13 protein-coding genes are annotated in these 16875 nt (G+C 41.6%); 10 read left to right on the top strand and 3 right to left on the bottom strand.

Annotated elements, in window-relative coordinates; translation table 11 throughout:
* The first annotated feature begins 164 nt into the window (after window positions 1-164).
* The 5 genes from pdhR to acnB all read left to right on the top strand — a co-directional run bounded on the left by pdhR (window position 165) and on the right by acnB (window position 10859).
* Window positions 165-935 (top strand): pyruvate dehydrogenase complex transcriptional repressor PdhR, encoded by a 771-nt coding sequence (pdhR, locus tag ACIPUA_RS13775; protein ID WP_042845083.1) that lies wholly within the window; start codon window positions 165-167, stop codon window positions 933-935.
* A gap of 172 nt (window positions 936-1107) precedes the next feature.
* A complete protein-coding gene (gene aceE / locus ACIPUA_RS13770) occupies window positions 1108-3774 on the top strand; it encodes a pyruvate dehydrogenase (acetyl-transferring), homodimeric type (RefSeq protein ID WP_449059794.1) in 2667 nt (888 codons plus the stop codon).
* A 13-nt stretch (window positions 3775-3787) separates the two neighbouring features.
* Entirely contained in the window at window positions 3788-5656 is a 1869-nt protein-coding gene (aceF, locus tag ACIPUA_RS13765; protein WP_048607932.1) for a pyruvate dehydrogenase complex dihydrolipoyllysine-residue acetyltransferase, read from the top strand.
* A 204-nt stretch (window positions 5657-5860) separates the two neighbouring features.
* Window positions 5861-7288: a dihydrolipoyl dehydrogenase gene (lpdA, locus tag ACIPUA_RS13760; protein ID WP_094301215.1), complete on the top strand. Its 1428-nt coding sequence runs from the start codon at window positions 5861-5863 to the stop codon at window positions 7286-7288.
* A 973-nt stretch (window positions 7289-8261) separates the two neighbouring features.
* Window positions 8262-10859 carry a bifunctional aconitate hydratase 2/2-methylisocitrate dehydratase gene (gene acnB / locus ACIPUA_RS13755; RefSeq protein WP_042845076.1) on the top strand — a complete coding sequence of 866 codons (2598 nt, stop codon included), beginning with the start codon at window positions 8262-8264 and terminating at the stop codon, window positions 10857-10859.
* Between the two features lie 71 nt (window positions 10860-10930).
* On the opposite strand, the gene ACIPUA_RS13750 is transcribed toward acnB, so the two are convergent.
* Window positions 10931-11308, bottom strand: coding sequence for a VOC family protein (locus ACIPUA_RS13750; RefSeq protein WP_071548278.1), 378 nt, complete (start codon window positions 11306-11308; stop codon window positions 10931-10933).
* A 192-nt stretch (window positions 11309-11500) separates the two neighbouring features.
* Between ACIPUA_RS13750 and ACIPUA_RS13745 the strand changes: the two genes are divergently transcribed.
* From ACIPUA_RS13745 to ACIPUA_RS13730, 4 genes are all read left to right on the top strand, one after another.
* Window positions 11501-11872: a YacL family protein gene (locus ACIPUA_RS13745; protein ID WP_449059793.1), complete on the top strand. Its 372-nt coding sequence runs from the start codon at window positions 11501-11503 to the stop codon at window positions 11870-11872.
* 137 nt (window positions 11873-12009) lie between these two features.
* Entirely contained in the window at window positions 12010-12882 is an 873-nt protein-coding gene (gene mscS, locus ACIPUA_RS13740) for a small-conductance mechanosensitive channel MscS (RefSeq protein ID WP_048607929.1), read from the top strand.
* Between the two features lie 212 nt (window positions 12883-13094).
* Window positions 13095-13715, top strand: a complete 621-nt coding sequence (gene argO / locus ACIPUA_RS13735) for an arginine exporter ArgO (protein WP_042845070.1) — start codon at window positions 13095-13097, stop codon at window positions 13713-13715.
* A 157-nt stretch (window positions 13716-13872) separates the two neighbouring features.
* Complete coding sequence (locus ACIPUA_RS13730; RefSeq protein WP_042845068.1) at window positions 13873-14607, top strand: oxidative stress defense protein; 735 nt, start codon at window positions 13873-13875, stop codon at window positions 14605-14607.
* Here ACIPUA_RS13730 and ACIPUA_RS13725 read toward each other — a convergent pair.
* Window positions 14604-15518, bottom strand: a complete 915-nt coding sequence (locus ACIPUA_RS13725; protein ID WP_042845066.1) for a LysR family transcriptional regulator ArgP — start codon at window positions 15516-15518, stop codon at window positions 14604-14606. The genes ACIPUA_RS13730 and ACIPUA_RS13725 overlap by 4 nt on opposite strands.
* A 317-nt stretch (window positions 15519-15835) precedes the next feature.
* Between ACIPUA_RS13725 and rpiA the strand changes: the two genes are divergently transcribed.
* Entirely contained in the window at window positions 15836-16498 is a 663-nt protein-coding gene (gene rpiA, locus ACIPUA_RS13720) for a ribose-5-phosphate isomerase RpiA (RefSeq protein ID WP_042845064.1), read from the top strand.
* 174 nt (window positions 16499-16672) lie between these two features.
* Here rpiA and ACIPUA_RS13715 read toward each other — a convergent pair.
* Window positions 16673-16875, bottom strand: a 203-nt coding sequence (locus ACIPUA_RS13715) for a hypothetical protein (RefSeq protein WP_449059792.1), incomplete at its 5' end; no start/stop codon positions are given.

Raw genomic sequence — 16875 nt, 5'->3', positions numbered from 1 at the left:
AAAAAAATTGTTAAGATTTGCAGGATTTTATGATTTAGCGCAAGGTCTTTATGGACAGATAGTGAATACTTTGTTACTTTATTACCCCATAAGAAAATTGGTATTACCAATTAACACTGGGTAATACCTAATCAATAATTACTCACTAATGAATATGGCAGATTATGACTTACGGTAAAATTCGCCAACCAAAGTTATCAGATGTGATAGAGCAACGACTCGAACATCTTATTTTCGAAGGGACACTACGGCCCGGCGAAAAGCTGCCTCCTGAGCGTGAACTTGCCAAGCAATTCGACGTATCTAGGCCATCAGTGCGTGAAGCAATTCAAACGTTAGAAGCTAAAGGGCTTCTATCTCGTCGCCAAGGTGGCGGCACTTTCGTTCAAAAGAAAATGTGGCAAAGCTTCAGTGATCCTTTAGCCCAACTACTTGAAGGTAATCCCGAATCTCAATTCGATCTGCTTGAAACTCGCCATGCTCTCGAAGGTATTGCAGCTTATTATGCTGCACTTCGCGGCACAGAAGAGGATCTTGAACGAATTCGGCAAAGCTATGAACTAATTAAGACAGCACAAGAAAATGGCGGCCTAGAAGCTGAGTCAGATGCCGTATTGCAATATCAATTAATTGTGACGGAAGCTGCCCATAATGTTGTGCTATTACACCTATTGCGTTGCATGATCCCAATGCTAGAACAAAATATTCGTCAGAATTTTGAGTTCTTATATACCCGTAAAGAAATGTATAAAGCAGTTAGTGAACATAGAGCCCAGATTTTTGCAGCTATAATGGCAAGAGAGCCAGAAAAAGCGCGTGAAGCTTCTCATCGTCATTTAGCTTTTATCGAAGATTTGTTATTGGATATCAGCCGTGAACAGACAAGACGAGAACGTTCTTTACGTCGGTTACAGCAACATCCTGATTTAAATTAATAATATAGATCCTGACTGCTGCGTCTATATTATTGTGAATACTCTAAACGAGAGTTAAAGCGGCAACTACATCAGGGCCTATCTTCCCGCTATTTTTAGTCATATTGGGAAAATGGCAGGAAGATAGGCTCCATATAACCATATAAAATAGATAACAGATAAGGAATACACCATGTCAGATATGCTAAAAAATGACGTGGATCCGATTGAAACTCGCGACTGGCTACAGGCGATTGAATCGGTCATCCGTGAAGAAGGTGTTGATCGTGCTCAGTTTATTATCGAACAGGTATTAAGCGAAGCGCGTAAAGGCGGTGTTAATATTGCCGCTGGTGCATCTGGTCGTTCTGATTACATCAACACAATTGCTGTTGAAGATGAGCCGGCATACCCTGGTAACATGGATTTAGAGCGCCGTATTCGCTCGGCAATTCGCTGGAACGCAGTAATGACTGTTCTGCGGGCTTCTAAAAAAGACTTAGAACTGGGTGGCCATATGGCTTCTTACCAGTCATCAGCAACCTTATATGAAGTATGCTTCAACCACTTCTTCCGCGCTCATAATAACAATGATGGCGGTGACTTAGTATTTTTCCAAGGTCATATCTCTCCGGGGATCTACGCACGTGCTTTCTTAGAAGGTCGTCTAACTGAAGAGCAAATGAACAATTTCCGTCAAGAAATTGGCGGCAATGGTCTGTCTTCTTACCCGCACCCTAAATTAATGCCTGATTTCTGGCAGTTCCCAACCGTATCAATGGGGCTGGGGCCAATTAATGCTATTTATCAAGCTAAATTCCTGAAATACCTAAACAACCGTGGTCTGAAAGATACATCCGCTCAGCGTGTGTATGCATTCCTTGGTGATGGTGAGATGGATGAGCCAGAATCTAAAGGTGCAATTACTATTGCAACGCGTGATCAATTAGATAACTTAGTTTTCGTTATTAACTGTAACCTGCAACGTCTGGATGGCCCAGTTACAGGTAACGGTAAAATTGTTAACGAATTAGAAGGTGTCTTTAGTGGCGCTGGCTGGCAAGTTATCAAAGTGATGTGGGGCGACCGTTGGGATGAACTGCTGCGTAAAGATACGAGTGGCAAACTTGTTCAACTGATGAACGAAACCTTAGACGGTGACTACCAAACCTTTAAATCACGTGATGGCGCATATGTCCGTGAGCACTTCTTCAACCGCTACCCTGAAACGGCTGCATTAGTTAAAGATATGACTGATGATGAGATTTGGGCACTGAACCGCGGTGGTCATGATCCGAAGAAAGTGTATGCAGCATTCAAAAAAGCACAAGAAACCAAAGGCAAACCAACTGTTATCTTAGCTCAAACCATTAAAGGTTATGGTATGGGTGAAACAGCAGAAGGTAAAAACATTGCGCACCAAGTGAAAAAAATGAACATGGATGGCGTTCGTCATTTCCGTGATCAATTCAATGTTCCAGTCGCTGATGAGCAAATCGAAAAACTGCCTTATGTTACTTTTGAAAAAGATTCAGAGGAATACAAATATCTGCACGAGCGCCGTCAAGCGCTGGGTGGTTATTTACCTGCTCGTCGTTCAACTTTTGATGAGAAGCTGGAAATCCCTGCACTGGAAGATTTCAGCCAATTATTAGAAGAACAATCGAAAGAAATTTCGACCACGATCGCTTTCGTTCGTGCATTGAACGTTATGTTGAAAAACAAGTCTATCAAAGAGCGTTTAGTGCCAATCATCGCTGATGAAGCGCGTACTTTTGGTATGGAAGGTCTATTCCGTCAAATTGGTATTTATAGCCCGAAAGGCCAGCAATACACACCACAAGACAGAGAACAAGTCGCATACTATAAAGAAGATTCGAAAGGCCAAATCCTGCAAGAAGGTATCAATGAATTGGGTGCAGGTTCTTCTTGGTTAGCTGCTGCAACATCTTACAGCACTAACAACTTGCCGATGATCCCATTCTATATCTACTACTCAATGTTTGGTTTCCAACGTATTGGTGACTTAATGTGGGCAGCGGGTGACCAACAAGCACGTGGCTTCTTGATTGGTGGTACTTCAGGTCGTACAACGCTAAATGGTGAAGGTTTACAACACGAAGATGGCCATAGCCATATTCAATCACTGACAATCCCTAACTGTATTTCTTATGACCCAGCATTTGCTTATGAAGTTGCTGTAATCATGCAAAACGGTTTAGAGCGCATGTACGGTGAAAAACAAGAGAACGCGTATTACTACATCACGACTCTGAACGAAAACTATCATATGCCCGCAATGCCAGAAGGTGTAGAAGAAGGTATCCGTAAAGGTATCTATAAACTGGCTTCAGTTGAAGGTAGTAAAGGCAAAGTTCAGTTGTTAGGTTCAGGTTCTATGATGCGTCATGTGCGTGAAGCGGCGGATATTCTGTCTGCAGATTATGGCATCGGCTCTGATGTATACAGCGTGACTTCATTTACTGAATTGGCGCGTGATGGCCAAGACTGTGAGCGTTGGAATATGCTACACCCATCTGAAGCTCCACGTGTTCCATATATCGCACAAGTGATGAACGATGCACCAGCAGTAGCGTCAACTGACTACATGAAACTGTTTGCTGAACAAGTTCGTACTTATGTACCAGCAAGTGACTACCGTGTTCTGGGTACAGATGGCTTCGGTCGTTCAGATAGCCGTGAAAACTTACGTCACCACTTTGAAGTGGATACTAGCTATGTGATCGTTGCAGCATTAGGTGAATTAGCTAAACGTGGTGAGATTGATGTTAAGGTCGTTGAAGAAGCGATCAAAAAATACAACATCAACCCAGATAAAGTTAACCCACGTTTGGCATAAGAGGTAAAAATCAATGTCTATTGAAATCAAAGTGCCAGATATCGGTGCTGATGAAGTTGAAGTCACCGAAGTGATGGTTAAAGTGGGTGATAAAGTAGAAGCTGAGCAATCGCTTATTACCGTTGAAGGTGATAAAGCTTCTATGGAAGTCCCATCTCCACAAGCGGGTGTGGTTAAAGAAATTAAAATTGCAGTTGGTGATAAAGTCACAACCGGTAAATTGATTATGCTGTTTGAAGCAGAAGCGGGTGCAGCAGCACCTGCTCCAGCAGAAGCACCTGCAGCGGCTCCAACGGCAGCACCAAGCGCAGCAGCGTCAAAAGACGTTGCTGTACCAGATATCGGTGGTGATGAAGTTGAAGTTACCGAAATCATGGTAAAAGTCGGTGACACCGTTGAAGCTGAGCAATCATTGATTACTGTTGAAGGTGATAAAGCTTCGATGGAAGTACCTGCTCCATTTGCAGGTACTGTTAAAGAAATCAAGATCTCGACTGGCGACAAAGTACAAACTGGCTCGCTAATTATGGTCTTTGAAGTGGCAGGCGCAGCGCCAGCAGCAGCTCCAGCTTCTGAAACGGCGGCACCAGCTGCTCCAGCAGCTTCAGCAATTAAAGATGTTAATGTTCCAGATATTGGTGGCGATGAAGTTGAAGTTACCGAAGTGATGGTTAAAGTGGGTGACACCGTTGAAGCTGAGCAATCAATCATTACGGTTGAAGGCGATAAAGCATCAATGGAAGTGCCTGCACCATTTGCGGGAACTGTTAAAGAAATCAAAATTGCGACTGGCGACAAAGTGAAAACTGGCTCGCTGATTATGACTTTTGAAGTTGCGGGTGCAGCGCCAGCTGCGGCACCAGCACCTCAAGCATCAGCACCTGCTCAAGCAGCAACGCCAGCTCCTGCGGCGGCTACTCCAGCTAAAGCCGCTGATAGCAAAAATGAATTCGTTGAAAACGATGCATATGTACATGCAACGCCAGTTATTCGTCGCTTAGCGCGTGAATTTGGTGTTAACTTAGCGAAAGTAAAAGGTACAGGTCGTAAAGGTCGTATCCTGCGTGAAGACGTTCAAGCTTACGTGAAAGATGCGGTTAAACGCGCAGAGTCTCCAGCAGCAGCTGGTGGTGGTTTACCAGGCATGTTGCCGTGGCCAAAAGTGGATTACAGCAAATTCGGTGAAGTCGAAGAAGTTGAACTGGGCCGTATTCAAAAAATCTCTGGTGCTAACCTGAGCCGTAACTGGGTGATGATCCCGCATGTTACGCTAATGGAAGAAGTAGATACCACAGAAGTTGAAGAATTCCGTAAGCAACAAAATAAAGAAGCAGAGAAAAAACAGCTTGGCGTGAAAATTACCCCACTGGTATTTGTCATGAAAGCCGTTGCTCGCGCACTGGAAGAAATGCCACGCTTTAATAGCTCGATTTCTGAAGATGCGCAGCGTTTATTCCTGAAAAAATACATCAACATCGGTATTGCAGTTGATACACCAAATGGCTTAGTTGTTCCTGTCTTTAAAGACGTTAACAAAAAAGGCATTTTAGAGTTATCTCGCGAACTGATGGAAGTTTCTAAGAAAGCACGTGCAGGTAAACTGACTGCATCTGATATGCAAGGCGGATGTTTCACTATTTCTAGCCTTGGTGGTATCGGAACAACCGGCTTTGCACCAATTGTGAATGCACCAGAAGTTGCGATTATGGGGCTGTCACGTTCTGCAATGAAACCAGTTTGGAATGGTAGTGAGTTTGTTCCTCGCCTGATCCTGCCTATGTCACTGTCCTTTGACCATCGTGTTATTGATGGCGCTGATGGAGCTCGCTTCATTACCTTAGTAGGGCAATTAATGAGCGATATTCGCCGCTTAGTGATGTAAATAATAAGACCGGCTTATAGGCCGGTCTGCTTTATTTAGGCTGAGACAGAATTTTTTGCTGCTGCTACGAAAGGTTGGGAGTTACATCACGAAATGAGCCTTTTCAGGGTGTTAACAATTCTGTAAACTGCTCTCGGTGTGTACTTTTCCAGTGGAAAATCGTTTATTCAGCAGTACCGCTGGACAAAACAAAAAGAGGTCATGATGAGTACTGAAATTAAAGCCCAAGTCGTTGTGCTTGGTGCAGGCCCTGCAGGTTATTCTGCGGCTTTCCGTTGCGCTGACTTAGGTTTAGAAACTGTTTTAGTAGAACGTTATTCAACGCTTGGTGGGGTTTGTTTAAACGTTGGCTGTATCCCTTCAAAAGCTTTATTGCATGTTGCAAAAGTGATCGAAGAAGCAAAAGCTTTAGCTGAGCACGGTATTGTTTTTGGTGAGCCAAAAACTGACATTTCCAAAGTCCGTTTATGGAAAGAAAAAGTGATTAATCAGCTGACTGGCGGTCTAGCTGGTATGGCTAAAGGCCGTAAAGTTAACGTGGTTAACGGCTTCGGTAAATTTACAGGCGCTAATACTCTGGTTGTTGAAGGCGAAAATGGTAGTACGACTATCAATTTCGATAACGCAATCATTGCTGCAGGTTCCCGTCCAATTCAATTACCATTTATCCCACATGAAGACCCACGTATTTGGGATTCAACAGATGCATTAGAACTGACTGAAGTTCCTGAGCGTCTGCTGGTGATGGGTGGTGGTATTATCGGTTTAGAAATGGGGACTGTGTATCATGCACTGGGTTCTCAAATCGATGTGGTTGAAATGTTTGACCAAGTCATCCCAGCGGCTGACAAAGATGTGGTTAAAGTATTCACCAAACAAATCAGTAAAAAATTCAACCTACTGTTAGAAACTAAAGTAACAGCAGTTGAAGCGAAAGAAGACGGTATCTACGTTTCGATGGAAGGTAAAAAAGCTTCCGCAGAACCACAACGTTATGATGCGGTATTAGTGGCTATCGGCCGTGTTCCTAACGGTAAAAACTTGGATGCAGGCAAAGCAGGCGTCGAAGTTGATGATCGTGGCTTTATCCATGTGGATAAACAAATGCGCACTAACGTGCCACATATTTTCGCTATCGGTGATATCGTTGGTCAGCCAATGTTAGCGCATAAAGGTGTGCATGAAGGTCACGTTGCCGCTGAGGTTATCTCTGGTCTGAAACATTACTTTGACCCGAAAGTTATTCCTTCTATTGCCTATACTGAGCCAGAAGTTGCATGGGTTGGTTTAACTGAGAAAGAAGCGAAAGAGCAAAATATCAGCTATGAAGTTGCGACTTTCCCATGGGCAGCATCAGGCCGTGCAATCGCATCTGATTGTTCAGAAGGTATGACTAAACTGATTTTCGACAAGCAATCTAACCGTGTTATTGGTGGTGCTGTTGTCGGTGTCAACGGTGGTGAATTACTGGGTGAAATCGGCCTAGCAATTGAGATGGGTTGTGATGCCGAAGATTTAGCATTAACTATCCACGCGCACCCAACACTGTACGAATCAATCGGTATGGCTGCTGAAATTTACGAAGGTAGCATTACTGATTTACCAAACGCTAAAGCGAAAAAGAAAAAATAATTTTCTTTAACTGCACTGATAAACAGTATCTCTAGTATGCTGTTTATCACCAAAGCGAATTGAAGCCAATGTGGAAACATGTTGGCTTTTTTTTGTTTTTGTGAATATAAACAACTAGTCACATGTTTCAGTTCAATTATTTATTAAAATCTAAACAAATATTAATTGAAAATAATTTAATTACCTTCAGAAAAAACATTGCGGAGATTGAAAAACCGCTCGGCTGGAAATTTTTAATTGACCCACAAAAATATCCTTGTACATAAAAATGGCATTCAAATAGGAAATAGGACTTTAATTGAAATGCCAAATAAAGGTAACGCAAAGGTTTTTAATGGAGCATCAGAAGTAGAAATTAAGCAGTAAAGGCACTGTGCTTTATTGGCAAGTCGATAATTTTAATTTGGCCTGTGAACATTTCACTCAGTTAGGAGCAAAATTATATCGAGGGCCAATGTTAATCGATGATAACAACCACATGTGCCAGTTTATTGACCGCTTCGGAAATTTACTTGGAATAAAAGGTTAATAAAATCAATAAAATCCTTTAAATAGATTAAAACCAATCGTAATGATTTACCTTATCAATTAGTAATGTAAATAAAATTACGATAATAAATATAATTTGTGATACCCAAAGGAAAAAGCCATAAAAGAGGGTGCTTTAATCAGCGAAATGCATTATAAAAAGTATGGTTTTTTCAGCTTTTTATAAAGATTTATAATCTCTTAAGCTAAAAAATAACCCGTAATTAAGTGTTAAGGCATGAAGTTAGTAGATAAATGTTACTTTCTTGTGAATGAATTAACATTGCGTTTAAATTCTGCTATGCTGAGAGCCCGAAGCTGGACATAATTTTACCGCCATTGAGATTATGCGAGCAAATTCCTCTGACCTGGCACCGGATGATAATTTTATCAATAAGGTGCAGACAGCCGGGTATATAAATAACAAAGAAGCGAGGAGAACGTCGTGCTAGAAGAATACCGTAAGCACGTAGCCGAGCGTGCCGCTCAAGGGATTGTCCCTAAGCCATTAGATGCGTCACAAGTAGCTGCACTGGTAGAGTTACTAAAAAACCCACCCAAAGGTGAAGAAGATTTCTTGTTAGACCTGCTAACCAACCGCGTCCCCCCTGGTGTTGATGAAGCAGCGTACGTAAAAGCTGGATTTTTAGCCGCAATTGCTAAAGGCGAAACTTCCTCTTCTCTTATCTCCCCTGAAAAAGCCATTGAATTACTAGGTACCATGCAGGGCGGATATAACATCCATGCACTAATTGAAGCTCTTGATGATGCTAAATTAGCGCCTATCGCAGCGAAAGCCCTTTCCCATACATTATTAATGTTTGATAACTTCTACGACGTAGAAGAAAAAGCGAAAGCTGGAAATGCGCATGCGAAACAAGTTATTGAATCATGGGCTGATGCTGAGTGGTTCAAACAGCGCCCTGCATTAGCAGAAAAAATGACCGTGACTGTTTTTAAAGTCACTGGCGAAACGAATACTGATGACTTATCTCCAGCTCCGGATGCATGGTCACGTCCTGATATCCCTCTACACGCTTTAGCCATGCTGAAAAATGCGCGCGATGGTATTGAACCAGACGATGCGGGCAATGTTGGCCCAATCAAGCAAATCGACGCGCTAAATAAGAAAGGCTTCCCATTAGCTTACGTGGGTGACGTAGTCGGTACCGGTTCTTCTCGTAAATCAGCCACTAACTCCGTGCTGTGGTTTATGGGTGATGATATCCCATTTGTGCCAAATAAACGTGGTGGTGGGGTAGTATTAGGCGGCAAAATTGCCCCAATCTTCTTCAATACGATGGAAGATGCTGGTGCGTTACCGATTGAAGTAGATGTGTCTAAACTAAATATGGGTGATGTTATTGATATCTATCCATTTAAAGGTGAAGTACGCAACCATGAAACAGGTGAGCTGCTTGAAACATTTGAATTAAAAACGGATGTTTTAATTGATGAAGTCCGTGCCGGTGGCCGTATTCCATTGATTATTGGCCGTGGTTTAACTAACAAGGCTCGCGAATCATTAGGTTTAGAAGCAACTGATGTATTCCGTCATGCGAAATCTGTAGCTCAAAGCAACCGTGGTTTCTCATTGGCACAGAAAATGGTTGGTCGTGCTTGTGGTCGCCCGGGTATCCGCCCAGGTGAGTATTGTGAGCCAAAAATGACGTCAGTAGGTTCACAGGATACAACAGGCCCAATGACACGTGATGAGCTAAAAGACTTAGCTTGCCTTGGTTTTTCTGCTGACTTAGTGATGCAGTCATTCTGTCACACTGCGGCGTATCCAAAACCTGTTGACGTTACTACGCACCATACATTACCGGATTTCATCATGAACCGTGGTGGTGTTTCTCTGCGTCCGGGCGACGGTATTATCCACTCTTGGTTAAACCGTATGCTCTTGCCTGATACCGTCGGTACAGGTGGTGACTCACATACGCGTTTCCCTATTGGTATTTCATTCCCAGCAGGGTCAGGGCTAGTTGCGTTCGCAGCGGCAACAGGGGTAATGCCTCTGGATATGCCTGAGTCTGTTTTAGTTCGTTTCAAAGGTGAAATGCAACCAGGTATCACATTACGTGACCTTGTTCATGCCATCCCTTTGTATGCGATTAAAGACGGCCTTCTGACTGTTGAGAAAAAAGGTAAGAAAAATATTTTCTCAGGTCGTATTTTAGAAATCGAAGGTTTGCCAGAACTGAAAGTTGAACAAGCGTTTGAATTAGCTGATGCTTCAGCAGAACGTTCAGCCGCGGGTTGTACTATTAAATTAGATAAAGCACCAATCACTGAATACTTGCAATCGAATATCGTTTTATTGAAATGGATGATCGCTGAAGGTTACGGCGACCGCCGCACTATCGAACGTCGTATTAAAGGTATGGAAAGTTGGTTAGCTGATCCGCAACTGCTCGAAGGCGATGCAGATGCAGAATATGCAGCAGTGATTGAAATTGACTTAAACGATATTAAAGAGCCAATTTTGTGTGCACCAAATGACCCTGATGATGCACGTTTACTGTCTGATGTCCAAAACGAGAAAATTGATGAAGTGTTTATCGGTTCTTGTATGACAAACATCGGTCACTTCCGTGCAGCAGGTAAATTACTGGATTCTCACAAAGGCCAGTTACCAACCCGCTTATGGGTTGCTCCACCCACTAAGATGGATGCAGCACAATTAACCGAAGAAGGTTATTACAGTGTGTTTGGTAAGAGTGGTGCAAGGATTGAAGTTCCAGGCTGTTCACTGTGTATGGGTAACCAAGCGCGTGTGGCGGATGGGGCAACGGTTGTTTCGACATCAACCCGTAACTTCCCTAACCGTTTAGGAACAGGGGCGAATGTGTATCTTGCATCAGCTGAGCTTGCTGCAGTTGCTTCATTGTTAGGCCGTTTACCAACGCCTGCAGAGTACCAGCAATTTATGGATAAAGTCGACGAAACAGCAGCGGATACATACCGTTACTTGAACTTTGACCAATTATCACAATATACCGAAAAAGCGGATGGCGTGATTTTCCAAACAGCGGTTTAAGCCACTTTTTATATTAACGGTAAAGGCTCCTAATTTAGGGGCCTTTTTTGTCTCTATTGCAGAATATTGAGTTAAATGTATTGTGAAATTTCAATTAGGTTTAAGTCAGGGTCGCGTAAATAAATTGACATAATTGGCCCCACTGCACCAGTACGTTTCACTGGCCCTTCTACAATTTTTACACCTTGTTGTTCGATGTGTGCCTGTACCTGTTCAAGGGGGATATCGCTAATAAAACACAGGTCTAATGCGCCGGGAACGGCTAAATGTGCTTTCGGCTCAAATTCCTTTCCATATTGATGAATATTTATTTTTTGCTGACCGAATTGCAGGGCATAGCGTTGTTCACCAAAGGTCATCACTGACATCTTTAATACACGCTGGTAGAAATCAAGGCAGGCATCAAGGTGAGTGGTTGTTAGAACTAAATGGTCTAAGCGGTTGATCATTGGAACTCCTATAATCTAAACAGAGGTTATTATCATTTTTTAGTCATTTAATATTAAGTGAATATAAAAATTATAGTGTTGAAATTGGTGTTTTATCGAAATTTCTTTCAGCGAGCAGGTAATACCTCTCAACAAACGTGATTGTCTCACGTTATACTGGTCATAATGACGCAAAGAGTAGAGGTATTGCATATGGACTACCAATTTTTCCAAGATATCACCGGAGCTATCTCCGCTAAATTCTCGATGGATCATGAGGCTATTGGATATTGGCTTAATGAAGAGGTTAAAAATAACCTTAGTCTGTTAGATGCTATCGAAGATAATTATAAAAAAGTCAAAGGCAGTGAAAAGCAGTGGGAGCTTATTGGTCATGAATATACACTGTTACTTGATGATGAAGAGGTGATGATCCGAGTTAATCAATTATTCTTTGAAACAGATGGCCTAGAAGAGGGAATGAGTTATTACGATAATGAAAGTATTGCATTTTGCGGTATCGATGACTTTCTTTTAATGTTAAAAGATTACCGTGTTTTTGTTATTGAAAATGGGAAAAAATAATTTTTTTAGTGATTTGTTTTGTATTTCTATAAATTATCGCTATTATTTTCAGGGTATAGCTAGCTATTAAACTTTTTATTAGAAACTTAAATGGCTAGGGTTGATATTGATAATGAGATCCAAAAGGGCATATATATATGAATACTGATGATGTTACAGGGGCGTTGAATAATGCAACGAATTGGTTTGTGGCAAACCAAGATCTGTTAGTTCAGTATGTGGTGAACATCGTGTCAGCTATTGTTATCCTCATAGTCGGTATGATGGTAGCAAAAGCAGTCGGGCGCGGTTTGCATCGCGTAATGACGATGAAAGGCATTGACGCTACAGTGAGTGACTTTTTATCTGCAATAGTTCGCTATACGATTGTTGCGTTTACCTTAATCGCGGTATTAGGCAAAATTGGTGTACAGACAGCTTCTGTTATTGCGGTAATGGGTGCGGCAGGTTTAGCGGTTGGTTTGGCATTACAAAATTCACTCGGTAACTTTGCTGCTGGTGTATTACTGGTAATATTTAGGCCATTAAAAGCGGGGGAGTATGTCACTATAGGTGCGGTTGAAGGCACGGTGCAAAATGTGCAAATATTCTCAACTACACTAAAAACAGTTGATGACCGCATTATTGTTATTCCAAATGGCAAAATAATTGCTGATAACATAATTAACACCTCACGTGAACCTAACCGTCGTCAAGATATCATTGTCGGGGTGGCTTATGACTCTGATATTGATACCGTGAAAAAAGTATTAGGTGATATTGTTGCGGCTGATGAACGTATTCAGCACAGCAAAGGGGTCACGATACGTTTACATGATATGGCGCCATCTTCATTAAATTACGTAGTGCGTTTTTGGACGACAAATGGGGATGCATGGCCAGTGTATTGGGATCTGCTAGAAGAATTCAAGCGTGCCTTAGATAAGCACCAAATTGGTATTCCATTCCCACAAATGGATGTCCATTTATACAAACAAGATACAGCAACGAATAAAGTATCAGCAGAGTAATTTGCATTAATATTTAAAAATGGAGCCAATTTGGCTCCATTTTTGTTTTTAATATACCAATATGGCATTGGCATTTATGACAGAAAATCTAGCTTAATTAAGTTAAATGCCATAAGTCTGACTTATGACCCATTAGAGTAAATCATTTCCGCTAATAATTGTTTCTCGCTAATATCCCGCATATAAATTGAATAACTATTTGGAATTTATGCATGATTACGATTTATTTTCAGGGGATATTATTGGGTGCAGCAATGATATTGCCATTAGGGCCACAAAATGCATTTGTTTTACAGCAGGGAAGTCGTAAGCAGTTTCATTTAATGAGTGCATTGTTATGCTCTTTAAGTGATGCCGTTTTAATTAGTGCTGGTGTTTTTGGTGGTAGTGCATTACTGAGTCAGTCAGAAATATTAATGCAATTGATAACTTGGGCTGGGGTATTGTTTCTTTTGTGGTATGGCTATGGTGCATTCCGTATTGCAATGAGCCCAGATGAGACAATTCTTCAAGTTGAAAACCGAGTGATTACTCGGTGGAAAGTAATTGTAACTTTGTTTGCCGTGACATGGTTAAACCCACACGTGTACTTAGATACTTTTGTAGTGTTAGGTAGCGTAGGTGGCCAACTAGAAAGCCAGCTACGGCCTTGGTTTACCGCAGGTGCACTGACGGCATCCTTTGTATGGTTTTTTGCTTTAGCTATATTAGCTGCATGGTTTTCACCTGTACTTAATAAACCTCGTTCACAACGCTTGATCAACGTATTTGTTGGTAGTGTTATGTGGTTTATTGCTGTTCAGTTAGCATTGCAAGGCTTAAAAGGGTTTTAAAAGACAATATTACATCAACAGATTGAAAACGCCTTTCAGTTTCTTATTATTCTGAACTACGTTTTTTATTTAGTGTGATATTGTTAAGTTGTATTGAGGGATAGTTTGTTATGAACTATCCTTTTTTTAGCGATAAATAATATCATTGGGAGGTTCTGTGAAATTAAAGTCTTTAGTTTTTGCTACTATGGTAGCTGGTGCTGCGGTTCCGGGCTTCTCATTCGCCGATCCACTACCGAATGGCCCACATATTACGACATCAGGGAACGCAATCGTAAAAGCAGCCCCTGATATGGCAACACTGAATATTTTGGTCGAGGTAACAGCAAAAGATGCGGCTGCGGCTAAAGCGGGTGTTGATAAACGAGTCGCTGAGTATTTTGAATTTTTGAAGAAAAATGGCATTGAAAAACAAGATATTAATGCTGCTAATGTGCGTACTCAGCCAAAATACGATTACAGTAGTGTGAAGCAAAAATCGACGATTGAAGGTTATACTGCAACACGCTCAGTGGAAGTTAAGGTTAAAAAACTTGATCAACTGAATACTTTATTAGATGGCGCTTTAGCAGCTGGTCTTAATGAAATAAACTCAGTACAGTTTGGTGTTGCTAACCCGCAACAGTACCGTGATGAAGCACGGTCTCAAGCGATTAAAAATGCGACAGAACAAGCCAATATCTTAGCGAAAGGTTTTAATGTTCAGTTAGGCCCAGTTTACAGCATTAACTATAATGCGCCAGCTGCGGTGCCATATCCAATCGCTGCAAGAAATTACGGTGGGGCAATGAAAGCCTCTGTTGCTCAAGACCTCAAAGTTGATGAGACCTATGAACAACAGAGTATTGATTTTAATGACCAAGTGGATGTGGTGTTTGAGTTGAAACGTTAATTTTCAGAGGCTATATCATCTTCTTGTTTTAACATTTGGCGCCCTGTTTTCAATAGGGCGTCGGTTACTCTCTTCATTGTACGGCTTTCAGGTGCGAACCGGTGCCAATACAGCATGCGCCTTTGGCATAACCCCGGCGTTAAATCAACCAATTCACCATTTTTCAGCTCATCTGCTATTTGCAAATGAGGGATCATGCAGCAAGTTGAACCTTGTTTCGCCAGTTGGACAAAGGCTTCGGATGAATTCACGATATGGCAAGGAACACTCCCCGGTGATAGCCCAAAATTTTGTTGCACAAAGGCTTGGTGCATATCATCTAAATGGTCAAATGCAACCGCGGGGGCTTTAAGTAATGAAGAACGAGTTACACCATCAGGGAAATATTTAGCGGCAAAGTCAGGGGAAGCGACAAAAATGTAGTCGAGAGCACCGAGTTTATCAACTAAGCAGCCGGGTAATGCTTGGGGTTGAATACTGATAGCACCCACGACTTCACCACGCCTTAACCTTTCCTGAGTTCGAGTTTCGTCTTCAACTTGTATATTTAGCCGAATAGGGCTATTACCCAGTACTGGGTTTAACGCGGGTAGCAACCAAGTTGCTAAGCTGTCTGCGTTAACGGCAAGGGACAGAAGAAGTGGTGTTGAGCCCCCATTTTCATCGCCAAGCCATTGTTCCTCTAATAGTTCTACTTGATGAAGTAGCGCTAGCAGTTTTTGCCCTTGTTCTGTTGGATGAGGCGGAACAGTGCGGACAAGTAAAGGTTGCCCAAACAGGTTCTCTAGCTGCTTGATACGTTGTGAAACAGCAGATTGTGTGATGCAAAGTTTCTGAGCCGCACGCTCAAAGCCGCGTTCACGAATGACGGCATCCAGTGCTTGTAACGCGCGATAATCAGGGCGCTTCATCGAAAAGATCTCCTTATTGTTATTCTATTCGAGGCTATTGACCTTTGCTGTTCCATAAAAATAGATGGGGAAAACACACAAGGCGAATTTCCAACTCAGTGTAAAAGCTCAGCTAGGGTTATTAACAAAGAGCAGTAACCTTAAATCACTATGCCATATTTTTAGTGATAACACTTGAAAATATTATTGTTGCTAGATAAATCCCAAAAACAACGGCATAAATGTAAAGAACAATACTGCAACTTAGCCAGTGTCCGGTATATACTAGCTATTCATAACCTTAATCACGACTCAATTAATTAGCAAAAGGCATGATCATGACTCAGGACGAATTAAAAAAAGCGGTAGGTTGGGCTGCACTCGATTACGTTAAACCGGGTACTATTGTTGGTGTTGGAACGGGTTCAACAGCTTCTCATTTCATTGATGCTTTGGCAACGATGAAGGGGCAAATAGAAGGGGCGGTATCCAGTTCAGAAGCATCAACCCAAAAGCTAAAATCACTGGGGATCACTGTATTTGACTGTAATGAAGTTGATTCATTAGATGTTTATGTCGATGGCGCTGATGAAGTCGACCATCATATGAATATGATTAAAGGTGGCGGGGCAGCCTTAACAAGAGAAAAAATTGTTTCAGCTATTGCAAAAACATTTGTCTGTATTGTTGACCAATCCAAATTAGTTGATGTTTTAGGTAAGTTCCCATTACCCGTTGAAGTGATCCCTATGGCTCGTAGCTATGTGGCACGTGAGTTGGTGAAATTGGGGGGGACCCCTGAATATCGTCAAAATGTCGTAACTGATAACGGAAATGTGATTTTAGATGTCCATAATTTAAGCATTGTAGACCCTGTTGCATTAGAAAATACTATCAATGGTATTGCTGGCGTGGTGACTGTTGGGCTATTTGCTAACCGTGGTGCAGATGTCGTATTAATGGGAACCTCTGATGAAGGGGTTAAAACTATTAAGTTATAATTTATGTTATAACAAATAGATAAATTCAGCGTCTTAAAATAAGTCAGTAGATGTCATATTTACTGGCTTTTTTTATGTTTGATTGAGAATTGAGCGGGTGTTATTTCTGAGATAGCACTAAATTAATTAACCAGTTTTATAAATATCGATGATTTGAAATTTATTTCATTTTTTTTAATACCCCGTTATTTTGGTGATATATCTCACACTAATGCGCATTGTGCAGGAAAAAAACTTATTTTGTGTTACTGCTCCTGATTTTCTACCGTTTAACTTCTTTTTCTTTGCTATTTTTAGTATCCATAAAGCAAACGGTTGTATTGATACTGCGCCGTTTTTTGTTATGTTGGTATAGCTGCATACTTCAAGGTGGGTGG

The sequence above is a fragment of the Providencia sp. AGC89 genome (assembly GCF_053543535.1).
The sequence above is the reverse complement of the archived record's forward strand: the minus strand, read 5'-3'. Positions and strand labels throughout refer to the sequence as shown.

Coding starts and splice junctions, on each gene's coding strand:
- pdhR (WP_042845083.1), top strand. CDS start 165: ATGACTTACGGTAAAATTCGCCAACCAAAGTTATCAGATGTGATAGAG.
- aceE (WP_449059794.1), top strand. CDS start 1,108: ATGTCAGATATGCTAAAAAATGACGTGGATCCGATTGAAACTCGCGAC.
- aceF (WP_048607932.1), top strand. CDS start 3,788: ATGTCTATTGAAATCAAAGTGCCAGATATCGGTGCTGATGAAGTTGAA.
- lpdA (WP_094301215.1), top strand. CDS start 5,861: ATGAGTACTGAAATTAAAGCCCAAGTCGTTGTGCTTGGTGCAGGCCCT.
- ACIPUA_RS13750 (WP_071548278.1), bottom strand. CDS start 11,308: ATGATCAACCGCTTAGACCATTTAGTTCTAACAACCACTCACCTTGAT.
- ACIPUA_RS13745 (WP_449059793.1), top strand. CDS start 11,501: ATGGACTACCAATTTTTCCAAGATATCACCGGAGCTATCTCCGCTAAA.
- mscS (WP_048607929.1), top strand. CDS start 12,010: ATGAATACTGATGATGTTACAGGGGCGTTGAATAATGCAACGAATTGG.
- argO (WP_042845070.1), top strand. CDS start 13,095: ATGATTACGATTTATTTTCAGGGGATATTATTGGGTGCAGCAATGATA.
- ACIPUA_RS13725 (WP_042845066.1), bottom strand. CDS start 15,518: ATGAAGCGCCCTGATTATCGCGCGTTACAAGCACTGGATGCCGTCATT.
- rpiA (WP_042845064.1), top strand. CDS start 15,836: ATGACTCAGGACGAATTAAAAAAAGCGGTAGGTTGGGCTGCACTCGAT.